This window comes from Agrobacterium sp. CFBP2214 (assembly GCF_030209895.1).
Lineage (GTDB): Bacteria > Pseudomonadota > Alphaproteobacteria > Rhizobiales > Rhizobiaceae > Agrobacterium > Agrobacterium radiobacter.
The window spans coordinates 56,670-82,235 of sequence record NZ_JARVRC010000007.1 but is presented as its reverse complement, the minus strand read 5'-3'; the positions used below and the strand labels follow the sequence as shown (position 1 = coordinate 82,235).

The 25,566-nt window shown below is 57.3% G+C and carries 22 protein-coding genes; 3 read left to right on the top strand and 19 right to left on the bottom strand.

Translation table 11 applies throughout. The annotated features are described in order from the left end of the window. Nucleotides 1–9: 9 nt before the first annotated feature. The 7 genes from QRN60_RS19080 to QRN60_RS19050 form a co-directional block, all read right to left on the bottom strand. The gene (locus tag QRN60_RS19080; protein WP_129564818.1) at nt 10–1,143 is read right to left on the bottom strand and encodes a mannitol dehydrogenase family protein; all 1,134 of its coding nucleotides are present in this window, start codon (nt 1,141–1,143) and stop codon (nt 10–12) included. Then, on the bottom strand, nt 1,140–2,150 hold the full coding sequence (locus QRN60_RS19075; RefSeq protein ID WP_111817188.1) for a zinc-binding alcohol dehydrogenase family protein: 1,011 nt from the start codon (nt 2,148–2,150) through the stop codon (nt 1,140–1,142). The genes QRN60_RS19080 and QRN60_RS19075 overlap by 4 nt, the downstream gene beginning before the upstream one ends. Before the next feature lie 3 nt (nt 2,151–2,153). After that, complete coding sequence (locus QRN60_RS19070) at nt 2,154–2,975, bottom strand: amidohydrolase family protein (protein ID WP_003505307.1); 822 nt, start codon at nt 2,973–2,975, stop codon at nt 2,154–2,156. Nucleotides 2,976–2,978: 3 nt separating this feature from the next. After that, on the bottom strand, nt 2,979–3,992 hold the full coding sequence (locus tag QRN60_RS19065) for an aldo/keto reductase (protein ID WP_111792787.1): 1,014 nt from the start codon (nt 3,990–3,992) through the stop codon (nt 2,979–2,981). Between the two features lie 97 nt (nt 3,993–4,089). Continuing rightward, nucleotides 4,090–5,031, bottom strand: a complete 942-nt coding sequence (locus QRN60_RS19060; protein ID WP_003505310.1) for an ABC transporter substrate-binding protein — start codon at nt 5,029–5,031, stop codon at nt 4,090–4,092. Between the two features lie 75 nt (nt 5,032–5,106). After that, nucleotides 5,107–6,129, bottom strand: a complete 1,023-nt coding sequence (locus QRN60_RS19055) for an ABC transporter permease (RefSeq protein ID WP_003505311.1) — start codon at nt 6,127–6,129, stop codon at nt 5,107–5,109. 8 nt (nt 6,130–6,137) lie between these two features. Next, entirely contained in the window at nt 6,138–7,703 is a 1,566-nt protein-coding gene (locus QRN60_RS19050; protein WP_162687265.1) for a sugar ABC transporter ATP-binding protein, read from the bottom strand. A gap of 255 nt (nt 7,704–7,958) precedes the next feature. On the opposite strand from QRN60_RS19050, the gene QRN60_RS19045 reads away from it, so the two are divergent. Both QRN60_RS19045 and QRN60_RS19040 read left to right on the top strand, forming a co-directional pair. Then, on the top strand, nt 7,959–8,651 hold the full coding sequence (locus tag QRN60_RS19045; protein WP_129564819.1) for a FadR/GntR family transcriptional regulator: 693 nt from the start codon (nt 7,959–7,961) through the stop codon (nt 8,649–8,651). 44 nt (nt 8,652–8,695) lie between these two features. After that, nucleotides 8,696–10,228, top strand: coding sequence for a UxaA family hydrolase (locus QRN60_RS19040; RefSeq protein ID WP_111792788.1), 1,533 nt, complete (start codon nt 8,696–8,698; stop codon nt 10,226–10,228). Between the two features lie 84 nt (nt 10,229–10,312). Here QRN60_RS19040 and purH read toward each other — a convergent pair whose 3' ends face one another. From purH to htpX, 4 genes are all read right to left on the bottom strand, one after another. Continuing rightward, nucleotides 10,313–11,929 (bottom strand): bifunctional phosphoribosylaminoimidazolecarboxamide formyltransferase/IMP cyclohydrolase, encoded by a 1,617-nt coding sequence (gene purH, locus QRN60_RS19035; RefSeq protein WP_065695307.1) that lies wholly within the window; start codon nt 11,927–11,929, stop codon nt 10,313–10,315. A gap of 152 nt (nt 11,930–12,081) precedes the next feature. Beyond that, a complete protein-coding gene (locus tag QRN60_RS19030) occupies nt 12,082–13,749 on the bottom strand; it encodes a heparinase II/III family protein (protein WP_003505317.1) in 1,668 nt (555 codons plus the stop codon). Nucleotides 13,750–13,874: 125 nt separating this feature from the next. Further along, nucleotides 13,875–15,260 (bottom strand): RsmB/NOP family class I SAM-dependent RNA methyltransferase, encoded by a 1,386-nt coding sequence (locus QRN60_RS19025; RefSeq protein WP_003505318.1) that lies wholly within the window; start codon nt 15,258–15,260, stop codon nt 13,875–13,877. After that, nucleotides 15,257–16,222: a zinc metalloprotease HtpX gene (gene htpX, locus QRN60_RS19020; RefSeq protein WP_111792790.1), complete on the bottom strand. Its 966-nt coding sequence runs from the start codon at nt 16,220–16,222 to the stop codon at nt 15,257–15,259. Before htpX ends, QRN60_RS19025 begins: the two co-directional genes overlap by 4 nt. Nucleotides 16,223–16,338: 116 nt before the next feature. On the opposite strand from htpX, the gene QRN60_RS19015 reads away from it, so the two are divergent. Beyond that, nucleotides 16,339–16,548 carry a DUF1674 domain-containing protein gene (locus QRN60_RS19015; RefSeq protein WP_060725302.1) on the top strand — a complete coding sequence of 70 codons (210 nt, stop codon included), beginning with the start codon at nt 16,339–16,341 and terminating at the stop codon, nt 16,546–16,548. A 59-nt stretch (nt 16,549–16,607) separates the two neighbouring features. On the opposite strand, the gene QRN60_RS19010 is transcribed toward QRN60_RS19015, so the two are convergent. The 8 genes from QRN60_RS19010 to hemE form a co-directional block, all read right to left on the bottom strand. Then, nucleotides 16,608–17,489, bottom strand: a complete 882-nt coding sequence (locus QRN60_RS19010) for a ParB/RepB/Spo0J family partition protein (protein WP_111792791.1) — start codon at nt 17,487–17,489, stop codon at nt 16,608–16,610. Nucleotides 17,490–17,519: 30 nt separating this feature from the next. Continuing rightward, nucleotides 17,520–18,314, bottom strand: a complete 795-nt coding sequence (locus QRN60_RS19005; protein WP_111792792.1) for a ParA family protein — start codon at nt 18,312–18,314, stop codon at nt 17,520–17,522. Between the two features lie 19 nt (nt 18,315–18,333). Continuing rightward, nucleotides 18,334–18,951, bottom strand: a complete 618-nt coding sequence (gene rsmG, locus QRN60_RS19000; RefSeq protein ID WP_080866499.1) for a 16S rRNA (guanine(527)-N(7))-methyltransferase RsmG — start codon at nt 18,949–18,951, stop codon at nt 18,334–18,336. A gap of 11 nt (nt 18,952–18,962) precedes the next feature. Next, nucleotides 18,963–20,846: a tRNA uridine-5-carboxymethylaminomethyl(34) synthesis enzyme MnmG gene (gene mnmG, locus QRN60_RS18995; RefSeq protein ID WP_129564820.1), complete on the bottom strand. Its 1,884-nt coding sequence runs from the start codon at nt 20,844–20,846 to the stop codon at nt 18,963–18,965. Between the two features lie 63 nt (nt 20,847–20,909). Continuing rightward, a complete protein-coding gene (gene mnmE / locus QRN60_RS18990; RefSeq protein ID WP_162694597.1) occupies nt 20,910–22,241 on the bottom strand; it encodes a tRNA uridine-5-carboxymethylaminomethyl(34) synthesis GTPase MnmE in 1,332 nt (443 codons plus the stop codon). An 87-nt stretch (nt 22,242–22,328) separates the two neighbouring features. Beyond that, nucleotides 22,329–23,594, bottom strand: a complete 1,266-nt coding sequence (gene rho / locus QRN60_RS18985; protein WP_004444236.1) for a transcription termination factor Rho — start codon at nt 23,592–23,594, stop codon at nt 22,329–22,331. Nucleotides 23,595–23,779: 185 nt separating this feature from the next. After that, nucleotides 23,780–24,325 carry a protoporphyrinogen oxidase HemJ gene (gene hemJ, locus QRN60_RS18980; RefSeq protein ID WP_020809711.1) on the bottom strand — a complete coding sequence of 182 codons (546 nt, stop codon included), beginning with the start codon at nt 24,323–24,325 and terminating at the stop codon, nt 23,780–23,782. Then, nucleotides 24,322–25,356 carry a uroporphyrinogen decarboxylase gene (hemE, locus tag QRN60_RS18975; protein WP_031233715.1) on the bottom strand — a complete coding sequence of 345 codons (1,035 nt, stop codon included), beginning with the start codon at nt 25,354–25,356 and terminating at the stop codon, nt 24,322–24,324. The genes hemJ and hemE overlap by 4 nt, the downstream gene beginning before the upstream one ends. Nucleotides 25,357–25,566: the final 210 nt, after the last annotated feature.

Sequence of the window (25,566 nt, the reverse complement as noted above, 5' to 3'; positions counted from 1 at the left end):
AAAACTCCGTTATTGCTTGATGGTGGCGAGCGCAGCGCGCAGCTTTGTCTGCGGTAGGCTTAATCCCAGCCGTTCCGCCGCGGCAATGACCGGAGCGAAGCGGCGACGCTTCTTTTCGTCGTGGTTGCCGGCGATATCAGCCAGCCGATGCGCGAGAAAGGGATTGCGCAAACGCTCCCGCAACTGACCGATATAGGCCTGCGCTTCGTCTCCCATGCCTTCAGCCGCAAAGACCGGCAGAACCTCGTCCCGCCAGAGCATCTCCAGATCCGCGACGAGAGCATCGTCGGCCATTGCCTGACGCACCGTCTCGTCTTTCCCGCGCGCATCCTGCGTCCAGCGTTCCGCCAGATAGGAATGGCCGAGATTGAGCAGGAAAAGCTTCAGCTTTTCATAGTGATCGAGATCGTCCGTGAGCACCACGGCAGGGTGCGTGCAGGGAAGGACAAGCCCGTCCTGCTTCTCGATCGCCCATAACGCATAGGGCTCCGCCACCGCACCCACCGGGTCGATAGGTTCGGAGACGATGCGATCCACCAGACTATTGGCGAAACGGCACTTCTCGTTCAGATAAAAGGCAAAACCCGCCGGCAATTGCCATTCATCGGCAAGCCGGCGAATGACCTCCTTCAGCCTTTCGCCGTTACGCGGCACAAGCTCACAGGGGAAGATGGACACGGTCGCTTCCGGATTGCTCTGAAAACGCTCCAGCAGCAACATGCAGAGTTTCGCCGGAAAGCTCTTCGGCACGATCGTAAAATCGCCAGCAAGCCCAGCATTGTCGGCCGAATCCAGCTCATAACCGCGATCGCCCGTATTGGACAGAATAACCTCGGCCTCGCAGGCGAGGCGGCGCACTTCGGCCCAGTCGGTCGCAGCGGTCAGTGCCCGCGCGACAGCCCTGCCTTGAATTTCCTCATCCACGTCATGCCCATCACGGATACCGCGAATAAGCACGGGATAGGGCGCGCCGCTGTTTAGCGCCGCAACACGCTTCAGGCTCTCCGCATTGCCGGTCGTCTGGACAATCGCAATGCGCCCGAGCGCTTCGCCCTTGTCCAGCGCCTGCGAAACAAAGAGATCCGCATGCGCCAGAAGAAAGCGGCTGGTGCCGAATTGCAGGATGGGCGTATCGGACGTCATGCGACCTCCACCATGCCTTTGATCACTCCGGCCTTCGGATCGGTCAGGCCGGCAAATTTGGAGGGCACATCGGCAAGCGTCATGCGATGGGTGATCAGTGCCTCCGGCACCTTGCCTTCCCGCAGCGCCTGCAGGACGCGCTCGAAATCCTGAGGCGTGGCATTGCGGCTGCCGAGCAGCGTCGTCTCACGCTTGTGGAACTCCGGATCGTTGAAGCTGATATCGCTGGCGACGATGGAGACCAGCACGTAGGAACCGCCATGGCCGACAAAGGAAAAGCCGCGCTCCATGGCTTTCGGATTGCCGGTCGCATCAAAGACCGCATCGAAGAAATCGCCGTCGGTGATTTCGGAAAGACGATCTTTGTCACCTTCCCCGAGTGTCACCGTATGCGCAACGCCAAGATGCTCCTTGCAGAAATCCAATCGGTCGGTACGTCCATCGATCATCGTCACTTCGCCACCATCGAGAACGGCGAAAACCGCAACGGCCATGCCGATCGGGCCGGCACCGACGATCAGAACCTTCTGCCCCCTCTCGACTGTGCCACGGCGCACCGCATGCGCACCAATAGCCAGAAATTCGGTCATCGCCGCCTGGTCGAGGCTTAGCCCCTCCGCCTTCAGTACAAATTGTTGCGGCACGCTCAGATATTCGACCATGCCGCCGTCACGATGAACGCCGAGCACACCGATATTGCGGCAGCAATTGCTCTTGCCCTTAAGGCAGGCGCTGCATTTGCCGCACGAGATATAGGGAATGACGGTGACCACGTCGCCCACGGACAGATGGCTGCCTTGCGGCGCCTCTTCCACCGTGCCGGAAAGCTCATGACCCATGATACGCGGATAGGAAAGATAAGGCTGGTTGCCGGTGAAGATGTGCAGATCCGTGCCGCAAACACCAATGCGGCGAATGCGCACCAGCACTTCACCTTCGCCACGCGCTGGTTTCGGCAGTTCCTTGGGGACGAGTTGACCTGGGGTTTCGCAGAAAATCGCCAGCATGCATCACCTGTGGGAAAGGGAATAAAAACGAATGGCATTACCGCCAAAGACTGCCGCATGGTCCTCTGCCGGCACGATATCGCGGCAGAAATCCAGCCATGCCTGATAATCGCCGGCCAGCCGCAACACCGGCCAGTCACTGCCGAAAATCACGCGGTTGCCACCAAAGAGTTCAAGAATGGTCTCGGCATAAGGCCGCACGGCTTCCGGTCGCTGTTCACCGCGCTCGGTCAGCAGACCGGAGAGTTTGCAATGGACATTGGGAAGAGCCGCCAGAGCGGCCATATCCTTGCGCCAGTCGCTGTAGTGACCGATGGCAATCATGGGCTTCGCGCCATGGTCGATGACGATGGGCAACTGCGGATGGCGGCGGGCGAACGACAGCAGATGCGGCAGATTGGGCGGCAGGACCAGCGCATCGAACGCCAGACCGTGCTTTACCAAAGCCGCCGCGGCTGGATCGAGTGCCGGATCATCGATCCAGGCAACATCCTCCATGCCCTGCAACATCGGACGCACAGCCTTGAAGGCCGGATGTTTTGCCCGGCGAGCAATTTCACTCGCCGCCTCGGGAGACTTCATGTCCACCCAGCCAACCACGCCCTTGATGAAATCGGTCTTTTCCGCCAGTTCCAGCATGAAATCCGTGTCGGCCCGTGTCTCCATCGTCTGCACCAGCACGGTGCCGGAAACTCCGGCAGCGGCCAGCAAGGGCGACAGATCGGCGGGGAGAAAATCCCGGTAGATGGCGGCGAGCGACGGCGGCGGCCATTGCCCGGCACGATCCTTCATCAGCCAGAAATGCTGGTGGGCGTCGATAATCATGCCTCAAGCCTTCCCGACAGGCGTAGGCGCACCTTCGGCAATCAGGCCACGCCTGTGCAGCTCGGACCAGAATTCATCCGGGATCGACTGTTCGAACCATTCGATATTCGAAGCCAGCTGCTGCGCATTGCGCGCACCTGAGACAACAGTGACCGAAGCCGGATGCGCGAGCGGAAATTGCAATGCGGCGGCCTGCAGCGATACGCCGAGTTCCTCGCAAACACCCTGCAGCGCATCGACACGCGTGAGAATATCGGCAGGCGCATCGGCATAATTGAATTTGCGGTTGCCAGCCAGAATGCCGGAATTGAAAGCACCGGCGACAACGATACCGACGCCGCTTTCAGCGCAACGGTTCATGAAACCAAGGCTCTGCTGTTCCAGCAGCGTATAACGGCCGGCAAGCATGGCAACGTCGATGTCGAAGACATCCATCGCGTCGCTGACAATTTCCCACTCGTTGACGCCAAGGCCGATGGCCCCCGTCGATCCTTCCTCGCGCAGCTTGCCAAGCGCCCGGAAGCCGCCGCCCGTGGTCAACTGCTCCCAATAATGCTGGTGCTTTTCGCCATGGGTGTAGGAACCGATATCGTGGACATAAAGAATATCCGGCTTCAGGACGCCTAGCCGCTGCTGGCTTGCCTCGAAGGAGCGCAGAATACCGTCATAGGAATAATCATAGACCGGGCGGAAGGGCAGGGGCGCTATATAGGCATCCTCCTCCGGACCGACGGTCTCGTCAGGAACCATCACACGGCCGACCTTGGTGCTGAGCGTATATTCGCTCCGGTCATGCTCCGTAACCATGGTGCCCAGACGACGCTCCGACCGCGTATAGCCATAAAACGGCGCGGTATCGAAATAACGCATGCCGCTTTCCCATGCCTTGTCGAACGCACCCTTGGACTCTTCATAGGGGGTGACGCGGTAGAGATTGCCCATCTGGGCGCAACCGAGGCCCATGACGGTGACGTCAACGGCGCGGTGCGGCAACTTACGTGTATCGGAGACTTTCATCGCAGGGACTTCCTGAATTTCTAGCTAGAGCGGGATGGTGAAAACCGCATCTCAAACAGGTAAGGCGCGCCGCCCTGTGGCGGCGCGCCATCATGCATCAGTAAAGAACGTTCTTGGCTTCCGGCTTTTCGATATTGTCCTTGGTGACAACAACGACGCCGGTATCGACGAACTTCTCGACCTTTTCCTTGTTGATGAGCTTGGAAATGGTCTCTACGCCCTTTTCACCCATCTGGTAGGAACCCTGAACCACGATACCGCCCAGCGTGCCATCCTTGACGAAGCTCTGAAGGTCCTGATTGCCGTCGAAACCGATGGCGACGACCTTGCCGGCCTTGCCGCTCTGGGCGAGAGCGCGGCCAACGCCGATCGCCGTCGGCTCGTTAGCGCCGAAAATGCCCTTGAGGTCCGAATTGGCGGCCAGAACGTCGGTCGTCTGGTTCAGCGCGGTGGCCATCTGCGACTGCGAGTAGAACGGTCCGACAATCTTCAGATTGGAGTTCATCTGGATATAGTCGGTGAAACCGCCGACACGGCCGATTTCGGAACCGGCACCGGCGACATAGGACATGACGGCGATCTTGCCTTCCTTGCCCACCTTGTCGATCAGCGCCTGCGCTGCCAGTTCGCCGGCTTTCTTGTTATCGGTCGCCAGGAACGACTGGTAATATTGCTCCGAGCCCTTGGCGAGCTGCGAGTCGATCAGGACGACGGGAATACGGGCTTCCCAGGCCTTCTTGACGGCAGGCACCAGCGCGTCCGGATCGGAAGGTGCGAGAACAATACCAGCAACCTTACGGTTGATGGCGTTTTCAACCATGTTGACCTGGTCGGCAATCGCCGATTCAGCAGCCGGACCCTGGAAGGTCATGGTGTTGCCGGAAGAATTCTTCATCGCCGCGTCAGCGCCCTTCTGGACGTTCTGCCAGAAGGTGGAGTTGACGGTCTTGACGATGACGGCGATTTCACCGGCCTGCACGGTGGAAACGCTCCACAGCGCGATTGCGGATGTCAGAAGGGCAGTCGCAATTTTCTTCATTTCTTCCTCCGTGATGTCGGCATACCGGGCCTCCCCTGCCGATCTTTTTTGCGGAAAGGGTCCGCAGCCCTTTGATCAGCGGCGGTTGCGCAGCTGGTCGATCCAGACGGTGACCAGAATGACGAGGCCGATGATGATCTGTTGCGTGAAGGCGGAGACGCCATTCATATTGAGACCGTTGCGCAGGATGCCGATGACGAAGGCACCGATGGCCGTGCCGGAAATCGTGCCGACGCCGCCGATCAGCGATGTGCCGCCGATAACGGCGCTGGCAATCGCATCCAGCTCATACATCACGCCCTCATTCGGCTGGGCCGTGACGAGGCGCGACATCAGCACGCAGCCCGTCAGCCCGGCGAGCGTGCCGGACAGGATGTAGGTGAAATTGGTGACGCGGGCGACGTTGACACCGGAAAGGCGTGCAGCATCCGCATTGGAGCCCACGGCGTAGATGTGGCGGCCGAGGATCGAGCGGTTGAGCATGAAGGAAACCGCAAGCGCAATCACCACCATCAGGATGACGGGGTAAGGAATGCCGGGGAAAACGACATTCGGAAAACCGTCGTCACCGATATTAACAATGCGGAAGAGAGCGCCGTTGCCGAGTTCGCCAAAGGATTCACCAAGGCCCGAAACGGCGCGCGCACCGGTAATCTGCAGCGCCACGCCGCGCGCGATCAGCATCATGCCGAGAGTGGCGATGAAGGGCGGCAGCTTGAAACGCGTGACCAGAAGGCCGTTGATGAAACCACAGAGCGATCCCGTCAGAATGCCGAGCAACATGCCGATCGGCACAGGCATGCCGAGTTCCTTCACCGCAAGGGCGGCAACCACACCGGCGAGCGCCAGCACCGAACCGACAGAAAGATCGATACCGCCGGTGATGATGACGCAGGTGGCACCAATGCCGAGCAGAGCGATGGACGTGACCTGCAACGCAATCGTCATGCCGTTATTGACGGTGAAGAAGGCGCTGCTGGTGGCGGAGAAGACCGCGACGAGGGCGAACAGGCTGCCGAGCGCAGCAAACTTCTGGATGATGTCCTTCTGGCGGTCGCTGACAGCAAAGCTCTTCTTGGGTTCTGCAATATTGGCCATGTCGTTCCTCACTGCGCGGCCCGGCCGTAACCGGACGCATACCGCATGATTTCTTCCTGATTGGTCTTGGCGGTTTCGAGTACGCCCGTGATGCGGCCCTGATGGAAGACCGCGATGCGATCCGTCAGCCCCAGAATTTCCGGCAATTCCGAACTGATGAGAACGACGCCGATGCCCTGTGCGGCCAGTTCGTCCATGATCTTGTAGATCGCGAATTTCGCGCCGACATCGATGCCGCGTGTCGGCTCATCGAAGAACAGCACGCGCGACTGGCGGAACAGCCATTTGCCGATGATGATTTTCTGCTGATTGCCACCCGAAAGCAGCCGCACCGTCTGATCGATCGAAGGGGTGCGGATATTCAGAAGGTCGACGTAGCGCTTGGCGACGTCGTCGTGCTTCTTGAAGTCGATCAGCCCGAAACGGTTGGAAACCTCGCCGAGATTGGCAAGCGTCGTATTGGCCGCCACCGACATCTTGATGGCGAGGCCATCGCTTTTGCGGTCTTCCGAGAGATAGGCAATACCTTCTTCGATCGCGTCCTGTGGCGAGTTGATCGAAAGCTCGCGCCCATTGAAGGTGATTTTGCCGGCATCAAGCGGATCGGCCCCGAAGATCGCCCGCGCGACTTCCGTTCGTCCCGCGCCCATAAGTCCGGCAAAACCGAGGATTTCACCGCGCCGCAGTGAAAAGCTCACATCGCTGAATACGCCATTGCGGGCCAGACCTTCAACGGAGAAGATGACGTCTTCCGTCGGGCGCGATGTGCGCTCGGGGAATTTGTCTTCCAGTGAACGCCCGACCATGCGGGTGACGATGTCATCGACGGTAATCGAGGCGAAATCGTCGGTCGAAATATAACGTCCGTCACGCAGGACCGTCACACGGTCGACGATCTCGGCCATTTCATCGAGACGATGGGAAATGTAAACGATGCCGACGCCGGAGGCTTTGAGGTCCCGGATAACCTTGAAAAGAAGGCGGGTTTCCTGCTCGGTCAGCGAAGAGGTCGGCTCATCCATGATGAGCACTTCCGCATCAAGCGACAGCGCCTTGGCAATCTCCACCATCTGACATTGGGCGACGGAGAGGCCACGGACCATCTGGTCGGGGTTGATATCCACACCCAGCCGGTCGAGACAGCGCTTGGCGTCGAGACGCAGCTTCTTGCGGTCAACGAGGAAACCGCGACGCGGTTCGCGCGCAAGATAGATGTTCTCGGCAACGGAAAGATGCGGAACGAGGTTGAGTTCCTGGTGAATGATGGCGATGCCGGCGGCTTCGGATTCCAGCGGTGATGCATATTGCACCTTCACGCCCTTGTGCAGGATCGTGCCGTCGCTCGGCTGATAAACGCCGCTGATGATTTTCATCAGCGTCGATTTTCCCGCACCATTCTCGCCGCAGACGGCATGCACTTCACCGCCGCGCAAATCAAAATGCACGTTGGACAGCGCTTTGACGCCCGGAAATTCCTTGCTGATATTGTCGAGACGCAGAAGGGCCGAACGCTCCGCGCGCGCCATCTCCTCAGGCGAAAAATCGCCCCGAATTGTCGATGCGCCCTGCGACATCTGGAAACCTCCCACCCGTATCCCCGCTCCACCGGGGTTCATGAACAGGTCAAATGGTTAGGCCGGTTTTTCAGAATGGTCAAGCCAATTAGGTCAAAATTTGCTATCCTGCATCCGAAGCGGAAACAGAGTATCGAAATCATATCGGTAATAATCATGTATTTTCATATGATTAAGTAATTCCTTGCGCATTGATACGCTTGGCGTTACGGTAAGGCCAAATACGGATTGCAGATAGGGCTCGTCGGAAAACACATGAGTGGTCAGGCCAAAATAGCGGAACCGCGCAGGCTTTATCAGCAGATTGCGGACCAGATACGTGAACTCATCGATATGGGTGAATTCCTACCCGGTACGCGGCTTCCCGCCGAACGGGAACTGGCCCAGAAGCTCGGTGTATCAAGGCCTTCGTTGCGCGAGGCGCTGATTGCGCTTGAAATCGACAACACCGTCGAGATTCGCATGGGTTCCGGCGTCTATGTGTCGGCGGAAGCTCTGCAGACGACCCATCATACCAAATCGCTTGGCGACAGCCCCTCCGAACTGATGCAGGCGCGGGCCGCGCTGGAGGGCGCGACCATCGTGCTGGCGGCAAGCCGGATGGCCGATGAGACGATCGCGACCCTCCGCCAGATACTCAACACCATGCAAAGGGAAATCGAGGCCGGTCGCAAACCTCTGGATCAGGACCGGCTGTTTCACGTCACCATAGCCGAGCAATCCGGTAACAGCGTTCTGGCCCGAATGGTGGCGAACCTTTTCGATGAGCGCCACAGCCCGATTTCGGCCCAGCTTCGCGTGAAATTTGAAGACCGCGATACCTGGACCCATGCGCTTCAGGAACATGAAGCCATTCTGGCGGCGCTTGAGCTTAAAGACCCGCTGCTGGCGCAGGCAGCCATGCATACCCATCTGGAAGGTTCGAAGAGACGCTGGGTAGAAAGCTGATTTCGAAACATAGCAGACAATATATACCGGGAGGAGGATAACCCGTGAGTGAGAATTCCGAGGCAACCATTTTGCTGAACGCCAACGACAATGTCGCGGTGGCGCGTCGGTCCATTCCGGCCGGCGGCGCAACGGGCAGGGGAGATCTGGCGGCGCTCGAATTGATCGGGCGCGGACATAAGGTGGCCCTCAAACTCATCAAATCCGGAGACGAGGTGCTGAAATACGGACAGGTGATCGGCATCGCCACACAGGATATCGAGCCCGGCCGGCATGTTCACCTGCACAATCTCGCCATGGTGCCGTCCGAACACGCGCATCAGTTCAGTATCGATATTGAAGAAAAGGGCATGCTGCCGGAAGCCGAGCGCCGGACGTTCAAGGGGTATGACCGCGGCCTCGGTGGCGTCGGAACACGAAACTATATCGGCGTCATCGCTTCGGTGAACTGTTCCGCCACGGTATCGCGTTACATCGCCGATTATTTCAACAAGCAGGGCGGCCTTGATGGTTTCGACAATGTCGATGGCGTCGTGGCGCTGACCCATGGGGGCGGCTGTGCGCTGAATACAAAATCGGAAGGTTACCGCCTGCTGATCCGCACCATTCAGGGTTATGCCCGCCATCCGAATTTCGGCGGCATTCTGCTGATCGGCCTCGGCTGTGAAACCAACCAGATCGCCCCCATCCTCGAACATTACAAGATGGAAGAGGGTGAGCGGCTGCGCACCATGACGATCCAGCAGCATGGCGGCACCCGCAAGACGATCGATGCGGCGATCGCCGAGATCAAGGCCATGCTGCCAATGGTCAACGCCGCCAGCCGCACCGAGCAACCACTCTCCAAGCTGAAGGTGGCGCTGGAATGTGGTGGTTCGGATGGTTACTCTGGCATTTCCGCCAACCCGGCCCTGGGTTATGCCTCCGACCTCATCGTCCGCAACGGCGGCACCACAGTCCTCTCCGAAACGCCGGAGATTTACGGCGCCGAGCATCTGTTGACGAAGCGCGCAGTCACCCCTGCTGTGGCCGAGAAGCTCTTGCAGCGTATCGACTGGTGGCGGGATTATACCGCCCGCAACGGTGACGAACTCAACAACAACCCTTCCCACGGCAACAAGCTTGGCGGCCTGACCACCATTCTGGAAAAATCACTCGGCGCAGTCGCAAAGGGCGGCTCCATGCCGCTGAAGGCGGTTTATGAATTTGCCGAGACCGTGACGGAGCAGGGTTTCGTCTTCATGGATACACCAGGCTATGATCCCGTTGCCGTCACCGGCCAGGTCGCGGGCGGCTGCAACGTCATCTGTTTCACCACCGGCCGCGGCTCGGTCTCGGGCTTCAAGCCGGCTCCCTGCATCAAGATCGCCACCAATTCCGAAATGTATGAACACATGAAAGAAGACATGGATATCAATTGCGGCGAGATCGTCACCGGCAACGAAACCATCGAAGAATCCGGCAAACGAATTTTCGAGCATATTCTGGCCGTCGCATCCGGCGACAAAACCGTCAGCGAGATTTACGACTACGGCGACAACGAATTTGTGCCGTGGCAGGTTGGGGCTGTGACCTGAACCTGCGACAACAAACTGTCCCACGTGAAACAAAAGGCCCGGAAATCACTTTCCGGGCCTTTGTCATTTCTGCCTGTTCCGCACTTAGTGGCGGAAGTGACGCATGCCGGTAAAGACCATTGCCACATTGTGCTCGTTCGCAGCGTCGATCACTTCCTGATCGCGCATGGAGCCACCCGGCTGGATAACAGCGGTAGCACCTGCGGCGATCGCGGCGAGCAGACCGTCAGCAAAGGGATAAAATGCTTCCGAAGCGACGGCAGAGCCGCGTGTCAGCGGCTCGGAAAGACCAAGAGCCTTGGCGGCATCTTCAGCCTTCTGGGCGGCAATGCGGGCGGAATCCACACGGCTCATCTGGCCGGCACCGATGCCTGCGGTCTGCCCGTCCTTGGCATAGATAACGGCATTGGACTTAACATGCTTGGCGATCTTGAAAGCGAACTTCATGTCTTCAAGTTCCTGCAGCGTCGGCGCACGCTTGGTGACCACCTGGAGGTCCAGATCTTCGACCATGCCATTGTCGCGGCTCTGCACCAGCAGGCCACCCGAAACGGTCTTCGCCGTAATCCCGGCCGCGCGCGGATCAGGCAGGCCACCGGCGGTCAGCAGGCGCAGGTTCGGCTTGCGGGCGATGATGGACTTGGCTTCTTCCGTCACGTCAGGTGCGATGATGACTTCCGTGAAGAGCTTGACGATCTCTTCCGCCGTTTCCGCATCAAGCGTGCGGTTCAAGGCGATAACGCCGCCAAAGGCGGAAACGGAATCACATGCCAGCGCGCGCCGATAGGCTTCGGCAAGCGTCGGGCCGGTCGCAACGCCACAGGGATTGGCGTGTTTGATGATGGCAACGGCCGGCGCGTTTTCCGGCAGGAATTCCGCCACAAGCTCGTAAGCTGCGTCCGTATCATTGATGTTGTTGTAGGAAAGCTGTTTGCCCTGAAGCAGAGTGGCGGTCGCCACGCCGGGGCGCTTCTCACCCGTCAGATAGAAGCCTGCGCTCTGGTGCGGGTTTTCGCCATAGCGCATCTTTTCCTTCAGCACGCCGCCGATGGCGCGGTAATCCGGTGTCTCGATCGCAAGCGCTTGCGCGAACCAGTTGGAAATCACCGCGTCATAGGCAGCCGTGCGGGCATAGGCCTTGGCGGCAAAACGCTGGCGTAGCGCATAGGAGGTCTGGCCGTCATCAGCCTGCAGGGCTTCAACCAGGTCAGGGTAATCGGACGGATCGGTAACAACAGTGACATAGGCATGGTTCTTGGCGGAAGCGCGGATCATTGCCGGGCCACCAATATCGATGTTTTCGACCGTCGTCGGATAATCGCCGCCCTTGGCGCGAACTTCCTCGAAGGGATAGAGATTGATGACCGAGAGATCGATCGCCTCGATGCCGTGCGCCTTCATCGCCTCGACATGCTCCGCGTCATCCCTGATAGCCAGCAGCCCACCATGGACATTGGGGTGCAGAGTCTTGACGCGGCCGTCCATGATCTCAGGAAAATTCGTCACGTCGGAGACATCCGTCACCGGCAGGCCTGCTTCCGCAATGGCTTTCGCCGTACCACCGGTCGACAGGAGCTTGACGCCAAGCTTCGACAGAACCGTCGCCAGCTCTATAATGTCAGTCTTGTCAGACACGGAAAGAAGCGCCGTGCGGATTTTGACCTTGTCGGGGGCGGGGATTTTCTTGGACACGACGGCCATCAGGCATACTCCGTTAAACGGGGAGGACAGGCTGGAATGGGATTGATCCAGCAATTGCCGCCGCGTTAACACAGCTTACCGGATTAATAAACAGCGGGGATGCTGAACGGCGTAAACTATGGCGGTTTTTGCCCCGCGCCGCCGGAAATTTCCTAGGCCTGGCGTTCAATCAGCCAGCGGATTTCCCGCGTATTCGCAAGATTGAAGGGGAGCTCGATCTGCTGAGAGGGCCGCATGCCGGACGCATCGGCCATAAACACATCCTCGGTGACGAAAAGCTCCAGCCCGGGTGCCGAAAACAGCCAGACGGTTCCATCCGCCGCCTCCAGGTAGACCGACTCTTCGTCCCGCTGGTGCAGCTGAATGTGAGGATGAATGTGGAAACGCGAAACCGCGGAGATCGACTGCAATTGCGTTTTTGCGGCATTCTCATCAGCCCGAAGCAGATCCCGGCCTTTTATCTTGGTGCCGGCCGCATTCAATTCTATTTCCCGCTCATGATAACAGCCGAAATTCTGCAAATAACCGTCATGAGACGCCCACAGGATGTCATTGCCGTTTGCGTCCGTTCCACGTCGGCTGTCAACCTGGCTGACACCTGATACCATGATCGGACCAAGCAGCCTCGAGCGCGACAGTCTGCAGGATGATGTATCCGCAAGCGTGACAGTGGAATGCGCGGCCGTCGAACGGCTGGCCCGCTGATATTCCGGCGCGGCATTGCGCGGAAAACCGGAATTGACGATGAAGCGGTTCTTGCCACAGGACATTTCAAACGAAAGGCAACCCGAATGGGCATTGCGTGAAAGCTCCGCCGAACCGGGATACCCTGTATCGACGATGATGACCGTATCGTCCGTCGCAAGCCGGTGATAGTTCACATCCGGCAGGACTTTGGAGGGCCGGCCAGCCGTTTCGTCGTAGCGCAGCACGGAAACAAGCTCATTGGCCAGCGTGGCCGTGGCGCCGTTGAACAGCGCGAGATCGCCGCCCTGATGCCGGAAGAACCGGATCGCCGGAAACATGCGGTCTATCGCCGGCACCAGACCGGAGGGGAGATCATGGCCCAGATTGATATAACTTTGTCGCAGCGGCAGGAGATCGAGCAGCAAATCCAGCATGACCCGTGGGTTGCGGGAAACATGCCCGCCATCGGGTAGAATCTGGCGTTCCATTTCCTGAGCCAGCTTCATTCCGTTCCGGTTGATGCGCGACAGGCGGGTAGGCATGGCGATAGAGGCCATGGCGAGCGCGATCCTAACCCTCAGCCGCGCTTCGCCGTCAGGCGCATGTCTGACGATTCTTTCGAGATACCGCACGTGAAAGGCAAGGCTTTTCAGGAAACGGCGGTAAAAACCGGCATCAGCCTCGTATAAAACCACGGGAGAGTGCGAGAGCCAGGCTATCAACCTCTGCGCCGCGATTTCCGGCGACCAGGCGATACCCGCAAGCCGTCTGCCATGGATCACCATCCATTCGGCGACGATGCGGCGAGCCCGCTTACAGGCCTCGCTCGATTTATCGGAACGAATATGCCGCAGCCAAGTGAATGCATGCAGCCGTTCTTCAAAAACCGCCGAGGGGTAGTCCACCTGAAAGGGCGAAGCTCCGCCGGTTTCGACGACACGCCCGGCCAACGCGATGCGGCCCCGCAACAATTCCTCGGCGAAATAGGGATCGATCGCTCTGAGATCGGTCGGCGCCGCCACCAGACCATCGGGCACACGATTGGCAAATCGCGACACATGCAGGCGCAAGGGCGTAAGGCCGACACACAAATGACGATACGCCATCCGCGAAAGAAGACCGGCGGCATTCATGCTGCCTGCAAAGGACCCTAACAAGCTGTGTTTCCCGTTTCACATGTTTTGTTTTTATCAGTGAACCGCGACGACCGGAACGTTTTCGATAAATATCTAATGATTCGCGAGAGCTTGGCTTTTTTCTACTTCTTACGCAAGACACTGCTAAAAAACCCATCGACGCCGCCGAACATATCAGGCGTCGTACGAAGATCGCCATCGGCGCTGATAGCCGCTTCCATTCCGGGCCAATCCTCGCGGCGGACGGCAACACGCTCCACGCCGGGATTTTCCGCCAGAACCTCGGCAATCATCTCTTCCCCTTCGGAAGGATCAAGCGAGCAATTGGAGAAGACCACGAGACCGCCGGGACCAACAAGGGTCAGCGCCTGCCGCAGCATCTGGCCCTGAAGAGCGGCCAATTTGGCGATATCGTTCTCATCCTTGGTCCAGCAGACATCAGGATGTTTGCGAAGTGTCCCGGTGGAAGAACATGGCGCATCAAGGAGAACCGCGTCAAAAAGCTGTTCCGGCTGGTACTTCAGCATATTCGCCTCCACCGTCTCGGCATTTAGGCCAAGTCGATCGAGATTTTCCCTGAGGCGACGAAGACGGTTGCCGGATTGATCCAGCGCCGTCACCCTGGCGCCCGCCAGCGCAAGCTGGGCGGTCTTGCCGCCCGGGGCCGCGCAGAGATCGGCGACACGCTTGCCGGAGATATCGCCCAGTAACCTGACAGGCATGCTCGCCGCAAGATCCTGCACCCACCATGCACCCTCGGCGAAACCTTCGAGCGATGGGATTTGTCCCTCGAATTCACCCAGTCGCACGCTGCCGTTCGGCATGAGCGTACCGCCCAGTTTCTCCGCCCAAAGAGCGGGATCCGCCTTGATCGTGAGATCAATGGAGGAGGGTGTCAGCTGCGCCTGCGAAATCCTTTGGGCTGCCTCATTTCCGTAAGCCGAAACAAGCCGCGCATAGAACCAGTCCGGCAGCACGGGAACATCGGCGACAGCCTTTTCGATCTCCGCTTTTTCACGACCGAGCCTTCTGAGAACGGCATTCACCAGCTTGACGAAACGCTTGTTGCGCGGATCACGGTGAGCCTGCTCCACGGCGAGGTCGACAGCGGAATGATCCGGCACATCGAGGTAGAGCATTTGGGCTGCACCGACGACAAGGACGTGGTGCAGCGATCGCGCGCCCTGCGGCAGCGGCCCATCGAGCAGCATCGACAATGCCGTTTCAATCCGGGGCAGGTGGCGAAGCGCGCTGTTGACGATGGCCCTTACCAGCGCCCGGTCGGCAAGCGACAGGGCTCGATAGACGGGATTGCCGTTTTCGTTATCAAGCATCCCGTCCAGCGAGGTCTTCTTTTCCAGAACGGCCGCCAGAATGCGGGTGGCGGCAATGCGCGCGGCAAGGCCTGGCTTATCCTGGAAAGACGAAGGGCCGTCTTCACGGCCCCTCCCATTTGCAGGTCTCGGTTTTCTGGACCGCGCCGGCTTATTCTGAATATCGGATGTCAAGACCACGGCCCCTTGCGCTCGTTTTCATTGCCTCGTCCCCAGCCTGTTTTGGGAACAGAGCCTGATTTGCGCAGAGGTCTATCACCCGATGACGGCGGCGTCGATCCTCGCGGAGAAAACTCCTGCGCCATGGTGTGCAGCGCCGCCACGCGGTTTTCCGTGTTCGGATGCGTGGAAAAGAGATTGTCCATGCGCTCGCCGGAAAGCGGATTGATGATGAACATATGCGCCGTCGCCGGGTTGCGCTCGGCATCATCATTGTGAATGCGCTGCGCCATGCCCGAAATCTTCTGCAGGGCGGAGGCAAGCCAGAGCGGGTTGCCACAGATTTCCGCGCCGCGGCGGTCGGCGGAATATTCACGCGTGCGGCTGATCGCCATCTGCACCAGCATTGCCGCCAGCGGCGCGACAATCATCGCGACCAGCACACCGATAAAGCCCAACGGGTTGTTGTTGTTCTCCCGGTTGCCGCCGAAGAAGAAGGCAAAATTGCCGAGCATGGAAATGGCACCCGCCAGCGTGGCGGTGATTGTCATGGTCAGCGTATCCCGGTTCTGCACATGTGCGAGTTCATGCGCCATGACACCGGCCACTTCCTCAGGAGTTAGCCGCTCCAGCAATCCGGTGGAAGCCGCAACAGCGGCGTTCTGCGGATTTCGTCCAGTCGCGAAGGCATTGGGCTGCGGGCTGTCGTAAATATAGACCTTTGGCATTGGCAGACCGGCATTCTGCGACAGATCGCGGATCATATGAAAAAACTCAGGCGCATTGGCCTCATCAATCTCCCGCGCATGATAGGCGGAGAGGACCATTTTGTCAGAATTCCAGTAGGAGAAAAGATTCATACCGGCCGCAATAAGCAGCGCAATCATCATGCCGCCCTTGCCGCCAATCAGAAAACCGACACCCATGAACAATGCGGTCATGAAGGCCAGAAGCATTGCCGTGCGCATCATGTTCATCCGTTAAACTCTCCTTCTCACTCACCGGGAATATTCCGGGGTTTATAAAGCCCATCAGATTATATAATCTGGTAAGCGGCAAACGTATTTCAATATCCCGTCATAGGGAGGATTTCATGCAGAATGCGGATAATGACAATGCCACGGACGACGCCGAAAGGGCCAAGCAGCTTTCGCCGGCGGCGCAACGGGCTTTGAAGGAAGCAGAAGAACGGCGCAGACAACAGGCCGATCTGCAATTACCGCCGGAAACCGGCGGTCGCGGTGGCGCTGAACCTGTGCGTTTCGGTGATTACGAAATAAAAGGCCGGGCCATCGATTTTTGAGTCCACAAATAAAAATACCCGCCTTTGGCGGGTATTTTATAATTAAAAACAATTAGTTACTACTTCTGCTCCAGAAGGCGGCATACCGCTTCAAGCTGTTCCAACGTCCGGTAACCGATGCGGATTTGCCCGGATCCACCTTTGTGGCTGATCTTCACATCGAGTCCGAGAGCATCGGACAGGCCGCGTTCGAGCGCGATCGTGTCGGAATCCTTTTCCGCAGCAGGTCGCTTCTCCGCGACATCACCCTGCGACTTGATATCGTTCTGCGCCAGGCGCTCGGCATCACGCACCGAAAGTCCCTTGGACACGATTGTTTTTGCAAGCGTCGCCGGATCGGATGTGGAAACAAGCGCACGCGCGTGACCTGCGGAAAGCGAACCATCCGCCAGCATATCACGTACCGGATCCGGAAGCTTGAGAAGCCGAAGGCTGTTGGCAACGTGGCTTCGGCTCTTGCCGATGATTTCGCCGAGATCATTTTGCGTATAGCCGTGTTCGGCGATCAGCTGTTCATATCCCATCGCTTCTTCGAGCGGATTGAGATCTGAACGCTGTACGTTTTCGACAATCGCTAATTCCAGCGCCGTGCGATCATCCACGTCGCGAACGATGACAGGGACATCGGTAAAGCCCGCCAGCTGCGCCGCGCGCCAGCGTCTTTCACCCGCAATAATCTCGTAGCGGTTGACTCCAACTGTTCTCACGACCACAGGCTGAACAATTCCGTGCTGACGAATGGAGGCGGCCAGATCCTGCAGCTCATTCTCATCGAAATGACGACGGGGGTTTCTCTGGCTGCGAGCGATGAATTCGATCGGAATGGTACGGTCAGCATTAACAGCGCGCTGAGGCTCACCCACCGGCACTGGTTGATCCATTTCTCCGATCAATGCAGCAAGACCGCGCCCCAGCCGACGCTTGGAAAGATCATCACTCATAAGATATTACTCCATACATTCCGGCAAACGTCAGGCGGCTTTACGCAGACGCTCTCTCTGGATCACTTCGGACGCCAGCTGCAAATAGGCCTGGCTGCCGGCGCATTTCAGATCGTAAAGAATTGCCGGTTTACCATAAGAAGGCGCTTCGGAAACACGCACGTTGCGTGGAATGAGCGTGTGGTAAACCTTTTCTCCAAGATGCGTGCGCACATCTGACACAACCTGTTGCGCAAGATTGTTCCGCGCATCGAACATCGTCAGAACGATGCCCTGTATATCAAGCTGCGGATTGACCGACCCTCGAATCTGACTGACCGTGTCCAGCAGCTGACTAAGGCCCTCCAGCGCAAAGAACTCGCATTGCAGTGGCACGAGTACAGAATGCGCCGCCGTCATCGCATTCATGGTCAGAAGATTGAAAGAAGGGGGGCAATCAACAAGAATATAGGAATAGCCTCTGGCTTCCTGTGTTTCCATGGCTGCGCGCAACAGAAAAACGCGGTTGGAAACATTCGCGACCTGCATCTCGAAACCGAGCAGATCCATCGTGGAAGGCACGATATCGAGATTGGGAACTGCCGTGGGAACAGCAACTTCCGCGACTCCATGTTCTCCCACCAGAAGATCATAAGACGAAAGCTTGCGCTCCTTGCGGTCGATTCCAAGGCCGGTACTCGCATTACCCTGCGGGTCCAGATCCACGATCAGCACCCGCTCACCAATAGCCGCCAGCGCGGTAGCCAGATTAATGGCGGTGGTTGTTTTACCAACGCCGCCTTTCTGGTTAGCAACTGCGATAATCCGGTTTTTTTCAAAAGTCATACCGCACCTGACCAGTTCGTCAGCGCCTCAAAACGAGGTTGCTGATTTCAAGAACAACAGAATCTGCCTCAATGGCACTCTGATGTTTTACCAGATCAAACTCCCAGCGACCATGTGCTTTCTGCACTTCGGAATCATAATCCCGGCCTTTATTAAAATAGGCCTTCAGATTTGGATTATTCCGCGCCCAGGGGTGAATATAATCGAAAAGCAGGTCTAGTTCGGCGAGCGCGCGCGCTGAAACGGCGTCGCAATTCTTGATGACTTCGGGTGCCCTCTCGATTCTGACAGGATGTACCGCACCTCTTGCACCGGTTTCCTTCAGTGCAATTCGCAGGAATGCCGCTTTTTTATTGTTGCTTTCAACGAGATCGACCCAGCCATCGCCAAGCTCAGCCAGAAAAATTGCAGTGACGACGCCAGGGAATCCGCCGCCGCTTCCAAGATCAATCCAGTTTTTTGGCCGAGGGGAGAGCTGAAATATCTGCGCGCTGTCGGCGACATGCCGGCTCCAAAGCTCGGTGAGAGTGGAGGGCGCGACCAGATTTGTGGTTCTGTTCCACTTCTTAAAAAGCTCGACAAAATGTTCGAGCCTCTCCTGTGTTTCACGTGAAACACTCTGGCCGTTTATCTTCATAATCCGACTCGCTATTGGTGCATGCGCAATTTTTCATTTCGCGTTGCGGAGTCCTTCCGCAGAAGCGCGAGCAGCAGCGATATCGCAGCCGGTGTCATGCCGTCAACACGGGCGGCCTGCGCAATATTTTCGGGACGGGCTTTTTCCAGCTTTTGTTTAAGCTCATTGGAGAGGCCGGAGAGGTCCTTAAAGTCGAAATCGTCGGGAATTTTCCTGTCTTCATCCCGTTTGATATCAACGATATCAGCGCTCTGCCTCTGCATATAGACCGCATAGCTCGCTTCGATCTGCAAGACTTCGGCGACTTTCCTGTCAAGCGCGCCCAATTCAGGCCAATGTCCGGTGAGGGTCTCCAACGTCATATCAGGATAGGCGAGTAATTCATAAACGGAACGGCGCTGGCCGTCCTGATTGAGTTTCAATCCCTGTTTTGCCGCCTGGGACGGACTGATGGAGATTGCCTTCATCAACTCACGACCACGATCCAGATCGGAAATGAACTTTGCAAACCGTTCCTGCCGCTCACGACCGACAATGCCCACCATCTGGCCGACGGGTGTAAGTCGCAGATCCGCATTATCCACGCGCAGCGAGAGGCGATACTCCGCTCTTGATGTAAACATCCGGTAGGGTTCACTGACACCCTTTGACGTCAGGTCATCGATCATGACACCGATATAGGACTCGGTGCGGCTGAAATAGACTGGATCAGCATCGCCCGCATAAAGCGAAGCGTTCAGACCGGCCACGAGGCCCTGGGCACCCGCTTCTTCATAACCGGTCGTGCCGTTGATCTGGCCGGCAAGAAACAGCCCCGGAATCTTGCGGCATTCCAGAGACGGCTTCAGCCCGCGCGGATCGACATAATCATATTCGATCGCATAGCCAGGCTGGAGAATTGTAACCTGTTCAAGCCCGGGTATCGTCCTGATAAATTGCTCCTGCACGGAAGCGGGCAGGGAAGTCGATATGCCGTTCGGATAGATGGTGTGATCATCGAGGCCTTCCGGCTCGAGAAATATCTGGTGACCGTCCCGCTCGCCGAAACGGGTTATCTTGTCTTCGATTGACGGGCAATAACGCGGACCAACCCCTTCGATCTGACCGGAGTACATTGCCGATAGATGAATATTGTCCTTGATAATCCTGTGACCAGCAGGCGTGGTGCGAGTGACGCCACACTCGATCTGGGGATTAACAATATGATCCGTCATGAAGGAAAACGGTACGGGATCCTCATCAGCCGCCTGGCGATCCACCGCATTCCAGTCAATCGTACGTCCGTCCAGTCGGGCAGGGGTCCCTGTTTTCAGACGACCCATAACAAGACCGAGCCGTGAGAGCGTGTCCGAGAGACCTAGAGACGGCATTTCTCCTACGCGCCCCGCCGGAATCTTTTCGGAACCGATATGAATGAGACCACGCAGGAAGGTGCCGCTCGTCAGCACGACGGCGCCGCAAGGAATCCGGCTACCGTTTTTCATGATAACCGCCGCGACCCGATCATCGTCCATTTCAATATCGAAAGCATCGCCCTCAATAATCGTCAGGTTTTCAATCGCATCGATTTCACGCTGCATCGCCTCGCGATAAAGCCGTCGATCGGCCTGTGTGCGCGGCCCGCGAACAGCGGGGCCCTTCTTGCGATTGAGCATGCGGAACTGAATACCCGCCGCATCGGCAACGCGGCCCATCAAACCGTCCAGCGCATCGATCTCACGAACGAGATGCCCCTTGCCGAGACCGCCGATAGCGGGGTTGCAGGACATGACGCCAATCGTCTCGCGCTTGTGGGTCACAAGGGCGGTCTTTGCGCCGTGCCTTGCAGCCGCGGCAGCGGCTTCGCTACCCGCGTGACCACCACCAATAACAATGACATCGAATGACTGGTGCATATCCTTGCGCCCTGTTCCGTCAGCGTCAACATCACGGTCTCAGCCGCCGATGTTTCACGTGAATCATTTTCCTATGCAGAATTCCGAGAAGATCACGCCCAGCAAATCTTCCACATCAACACGGCCGGTGATCCGTCCGAGCGATGTGGCGGCGAGCCTCAAATATTCCGACCTTATAGCAAGATCTGGGGTCGCGGAATCGAGCGCATCACTAACATAGTTCAGCGTCTCTTCAAGTCGTTTTTTATGACGGGCACGGGCGGGAAACAAAGTCTGGCCGGCGCCGACGCGTTTTTCTATCTCCTGCTTGAGCACCGAACGCAATTCGTTCAGGCCTATTCCCTCTTTGGCTGAGATAGACAAATCAAATTGATCGTCCAATGTAGTGGGATGAAGTGCAGCTTTTGTTCTAACCCGGAGATAGCTCCGATTTTTGAATGATTCGAGAGGTTGTTTCGGGGGCGAATCATTATCTTGCAGCAGTAGAATAATATCTGCCGTTTCAGCTGTCAGAACCGCACGCCGAACACCTTCCAGTTCCACGACATCCTGTGTTTCCCGTATTCCTGCCGTATCGAAGATCCGGACCAGATAACCTTCCAGATTGATGTCGACACTCAAGACATCTCTCGTCGTGCCGGCAATGTCGGTGACGATCGCAACATCTCGGCCGCTGAGGGCATTCAAGAGGGTGGATTTGCCCGCGTTCGGTTCGCCAACGAGCGCAACCTTGAACCCGTCACGAATGATTTCGCCACTTCCGCCTCCCTGGAGATGATCACGGATTTCCCCGCGCAACTGCGCCACTGCGTCCCAGACCTGTGCAGCCACCGAATCCGGAACATCCTCTTCGTCTGCAAAGTCCAGTTCCGCTTCTATAAGGGCGCGAGCCCGCGTCAGGCGACTGGCCCAGCCATCATAGAGTGCCGATAATTTGCCGGTGCTCTGTTCCACCGCCAGCCGTCGCTGCATTTCCGTTTCGGCTTGCAACAGATCTGCCAGACCTTCGACCTCAAGGAGGTCCATCTTCCCGTTCTCGAAGGCTCTACGGGAAAATTCGCCAGCATCAGCGGGTCGAAATCCACTGAGGTTTTCGAGTTCGGTAAAAATCGAAGCGATAACCGCGCGACTGCCGTGGCTATGAATTTCGACGCAATCCTCACCGGTGAAAGAATTTGGCGCTGGAAAAGCAATTACCAGCGCTTGGTCGATCACCTCATTGTTTCGATTCCGAATCGAGCAGAGTGTGGTCTTTCTTGGTGATGGAAGGTCCCGACCCGTCAGCATCTTCAAGGCATCAAAAGCCCCTGACCCGCTGATCCTGAGAACAGCGACGCCAGCAGGCAAGGCACCGCTGGAAAGCGCATAGATCGTATCGGCGGAAGCTGGCATCATTTACCTCGGTCTAAAACAGTCAAGCCGCATCCGAGTGAACGGATACGGCTTTACAAATCTTATGATGAATCCGGCTAAAAGTTCGGATCAGGTATTCATCGATTCAAAGAAATCCGAATTGTTCTTTGTCTGCTTCAGCTTGTCGATCAGGAATTCGATGGCGTCCATCGTTCCCATCGGCGCGAGAATGCGGCGAAGAACGAAAATCTTCTGCAGATCCTGGCGCGGCACCAGCAGGTCTTCCTTACGCGTACCGGATTTGAGAATATCCAGAGCCGGGAAGATACGCTTGTCGGCAACCTTGCGGTCAAGCACGATTTCCGAGTTGCCGGTACCCTTGAACTCTTCGAAGATGACTTCGTCCATACGGCTGCCGGTATCGATCAGCGCCGTGGCGATAATCGTCAGCGAACCGCCTTCCTCGATATTACGAGCAGCGCCGAAGAAACGCTTCGGGCGCTGCAGGGCATTGGCATCCACACCACCAGTCAGGACCTTGCCGGAGGAGGGAACAACCGTGTTGTAGGCGCGGCCAAGACGGGTGATGGAATCGAGCAGGATGACAACGTCGCGGCCGTGTTCGACCAGGCGCTTCGCCTTTTCGATGACCATTTCAGCGACCTGCACGTGACGGACTGCCGGCTCGTCGAAGGTAGAGGAAACAACCTCGCCCTTCACCGAACGCTGCATGTCGGTCACTTCTTCCGGACGCTCATCGATCAGGAGAACGATCAGATAGCATTCCGGATGGTTTGCCGTGATGGAATGGGCGATGTTCTGCAGCAGAACCGTCTTACCGGTGCGCGGCGGCGCCACGATCAAACCGCGCTGGCCCTTGCCGAGCGGCGCGACAAGATCAATCACACGCGACGACAGGTCCTTCGAGGTCGGAACATCCAGTTCCATCTTGAAGCGCTCATTCGGGTAGAGCGGCGTCAGATTGTCGAAGTGAACCTTGTGGCGGATCTTTTCAGGATCGTCGAAATTGATCGTGTTGACCTTGAGAAGTGCGAAATAACGCTCGCCTTCCTTGGGGCCGCGGATCGGGCCTTCAACGGTATCACCGGTCTTCAGCGAGAACCGGCGGATCTGCGAGGGCGAAATATAGATATCGTCCGGACCGGGCAGATAGTTTGCGTTTGCGGACCGCAGGAATCCGAACCCGTCCTGCAGGACTTCAACGACGCCTTCGCCGATTATTTCGATGTCCTGGCTCGCGAGAACCTTGAGGATTGCGAACATAAGCTCCTGCTTGCGCATGGTGCTCGCATTTTCAACTTCCAGGGATTCAGCAAAAGTCAGCAAGTCGGTAGGCGATTTGCTCTTAAGTTCCTGAAGCTTCATTTCAGCCATGAAGGAAAGACCGTTTGATAATGTAATTTGGGGGAGGGCGTGTTCGCGAATCAGATGCTGAGGGAGACACCGCAGATGACTGAATAATTCACATGCCACGAAGATGAGTGGTCCGAAAATAGCGATTGAACACGGCCGCTGCAAGAGGAAAGCACGAATTCCGCGAAATTTATCGTCGCACCGTCTTAACCGAAGGGTTTCACAACCACAAGTATGACAATCAGGATCATCAGCAGGGTCGGAACTTCATTCATCAACCGCCAGTGACGGGCAGGTCTTGTATTTTCATCCCGCGCAAAACGCTTCGCACTGCGGGTGAAATAAACATGCGTCGCTGTCAAAAGCACCACCAGCCCGATTTTTGCATGCAGCCAGCCGCCGGAAAAACCATAAACCGACCATGCGAGATAAAGCCCCAATATCCAGGAAATCATCATCGCCGGGTTCATGATGACCTTGATCAGCCGCTGCTCCATGACCTTGAAGGTTTCGGATTGCTGCGAACCGACGGGTGCATCGGTGTGGTAGATGAAAAGCCGCGGCAGGTAAAAAATCGCCGCCATCCAGGAAATCACGGCGATGATATGCAGCGCCTTGACCCACAGATAGAGATCGGCCGGATCAGCATAAAATAACAGGGCGACGAAAGCGGCAAAGACACCAAGTGCAATGCCGGCGCGCAGAGCCGCGCGATTGCCGGAACGGGCGGAGGTTTGTTTTTCATCACTCATGCCCCGGCTCCACCGCCGCGCACGCGCTGCACCAGCCGGGTGACGTTTTCCGGGTCAGCCTGCGGGGTAATGCCATGGCCTAGATTGAAGATCAGCGGACCCTGTCCCAGCGCCTGCAAAACAGCGTCGATGCCATCCTGCAAGGCCTTGCCGCCCGCTACCATCAGCATGGGATCCAGATTGCCCTGCACCGGGCCTTCCTTCTGCAAGTCCCTGGCAAAACCGAGCGGCACCGACCAGTCGAGCCCGATGGCGTCAGCGCCCGTCTTGCGACGATAATCTTTGAGAAGATAACCGGCCCCTTTGGCGAAAGCGATGATCTTTGCCGAGGGCCGACGGGCGCGCACCGATGCGATAATGCGGGCAACCGGCTTTATCGCATAATCCTCGAATTCCTTCTCACCGAGCACACCGGCCCAGGAATCGAATATCTGCACCGCATCGGCGCCGGCATCGATCTGCGCCACCAGATAATCAGCGGAAACATCGGCAAGAAAAGCCAGCAGCTTTTCCATGGCGGCCGGCTCCTGATAACCGAACAGCCGCGCCGGAGCCTGATCCGGTGTTCCATGTCCCGCGATCATGTAGGTCGCAACCGTCCAGGGCGCGCCGCAAAAGCCGAGAAGCGTCGTTTCATCCGGCAAGGTCTTACGCAAACGGGAAACGGTTTCGAAAACGGGCGAAAGATGCGCCATGACATTCGCGGCATCCAGCTTCTCGATACCACTGACATCGATCGGGTCCATGGCAGGACCCTTGCCTTCGCTGAAGGAGACGTTGCGGTGAAGCGCGTCGGGTATCACCAGAATATCGGAAAAGAGAATTGCGGCATCCAGCCCGAACCGGCGAATGGGCTGGAGAGTGACCTCCGTTGCCAGCTCGGGGTTATAACAGAGATCGAGGAAACTTCCGGCACTCTTCCGCGTTTCCCGATACTCGGGAAGATAGCGCCCAGCCTGTCGCATCAGCCAAATGGGCGGCGGCGCGACCGTCTGCCCGTTCAACACCGTCATAACCTTGCGTTCGCTCATGGCACCTAGCTTCTAAAAAATAAAATCAAAGAGATTTAAAAGATTTTCTATTTCTTAGAGTCTGTGAGTAGCAAGGATTAAAATCATTCCAGTCGAAATGCCGCAGTTGCAAGGCCCATCAGGTACCTGAGGATATTGTCGATGTGCTTGCTCGTAGATAATTCGGAAAACGACAATTTACTAAATTATTTCATTTAGTTACCGCCGAAC

What these genes read in the sequence shown, in the direction of transcription:
- QRN60_RS19080 (WP_129564818.1), bottom strand. Translation starts at nt 1,143, where the DNA reads ATGACGTCCGATACGCCCATCCTGCAATTCGGCACCAGCCGCTTTCTT.
- QRN60_RS19075 (WP_111817188.1), bottom strand. Translation starts at nt 2,150, where the DNA reads ATGCTGGCGATTTTCTGCGAAACCCCAGGTCAACTCGTCCCCAAGGAA.
- QRN60_RS19070 (WP_003505307.1), bottom strand. Translation starts at nt 2,975, where the DNA reads ATGATTATCGACGCCCACCAGCATTTCTGGCTGATGAAGGATCGTGCC.
- QRN60_RS19065 (WP_111792787.1), bottom strand. Translation starts at nt 3,992, where the DNA reads ATGAAAGTCTCCGATACACGTAAGTTGCCGCACCGCGCCGTTGACGTC.
- QRN60_RS19060 (WP_003505310.1), bottom strand. Translation starts at nt 5,031, where the DNA reads ATGAAGAAAATTGCGACTGCCCTTCTGACATCCGCAATCGCGCTGTGG.
- QRN60_RS19055 (WP_003505311.1), bottom strand. Translation starts at nt 6,129, where the DNA reads ATGGCCAATATTGCAGAACCCAAGAAGAGCTTTGCTGTCAGCGACCGC.
- QRN60_RS19050 (WP_162687265.1), bottom strand. Translation starts at nt 7,703, where the DNA reads ATGTCGCAGGGCGCATCGACAATTCGGGGCGATTTTTCGCCTGAGGAG.
- QRN60_RS19045 (WP_129564819.1), top strand. Translation starts at nt 7,959, where the DNA reads ATGAGTGGTCAGGCCAAAATAGCGGAACCGCGCAGGCTTTATCAGCAG.
- purH (WP_065695307.1), bottom strand. Translation starts at nt 11,929, where the DNA reads ATGGCCGTCGTGTCCAAGAAAATCCCCGCCCCCGACAAGGTCAAAATC.
- QRN60_RS19030 (WP_003505317.1), bottom strand. Translation starts at nt 13,749, where the DNA reads ATGAATGCCGCCGGTCTTCTTTCGCGGATGGCGTATCGTCATTTGTGT.
- htpX (WP_111792790.1), bottom strand. Translation starts at nt 16,222, where the DNA reads ATGAACATGATGCGCACGGCAATGCTTCTGGCCTTCATGACCGCATTG.
- QRN60_RS19015 (WP_060725302.1), top strand. Translation starts at nt 16,339, where the DNA reads ATGCAGAATGCGGATAATGACAATGCCACGGACGACGCCGAAAGGGCC.
- QRN60_RS19010 (WP_111792791.1), bottom strand. Translation starts at nt 17,489, where the DNA reads ATGAGTGATGATCTTTCCAAGCGTCGGCTGGGGCGCGGTCTTGCTGCA.
- QRN60_RS19005 (WP_111792792.1), bottom strand. Translation starts at nt 18,314, where the DNA reads ATGACTTTTGAAAAAAACCGGATTATCGCAGTTGCTAACCAGAAAGGC.
- rsmG (WP_080866499.1), bottom strand. Translation starts at nt 18,951, where the DNA reads ATGAAGATAAACGGCCAGAGTGTTTCACGTGAAACACAGGAGAGGCTC.
- mnmG (WP_129564820.1), bottom strand. Translation starts at nt 20,846, where the DNA reads ATGCACCAGTCATTCGATGTCATTGTTATTGGTGGTGGTCACGCGGGT.
- mnmE (WP_162694597.1), bottom strand. Translation starts at nt 22,241, where the DNA reads ATGATGCCAGCTTCCGCCGATACGATCTATGCGCTTTCCAGCGGTGCC.
- rho (WP_004444236.1), bottom strand. Translation starts at nt 23,594, where the DNA reads ATGGCTGAAATGAAGCTTCAGGAACTTAAGAGCAAATCGCCTACCGAC.
- hemJ (WP_020809711.1), bottom strand. Translation starts at nt 24,325, where the DNA reads ATGAGTGATGAAAAACAAACCTCCGCCCGTTCCGGCAATCGCGCGGCT.
- hemE (WP_031233715.1), bottom strand. Translation starts at nt 25,356, where the DNA reads ATGAGCGAACGCAAGGTTATGACGGTGTTGAACGGGCAGACGGTCGCG.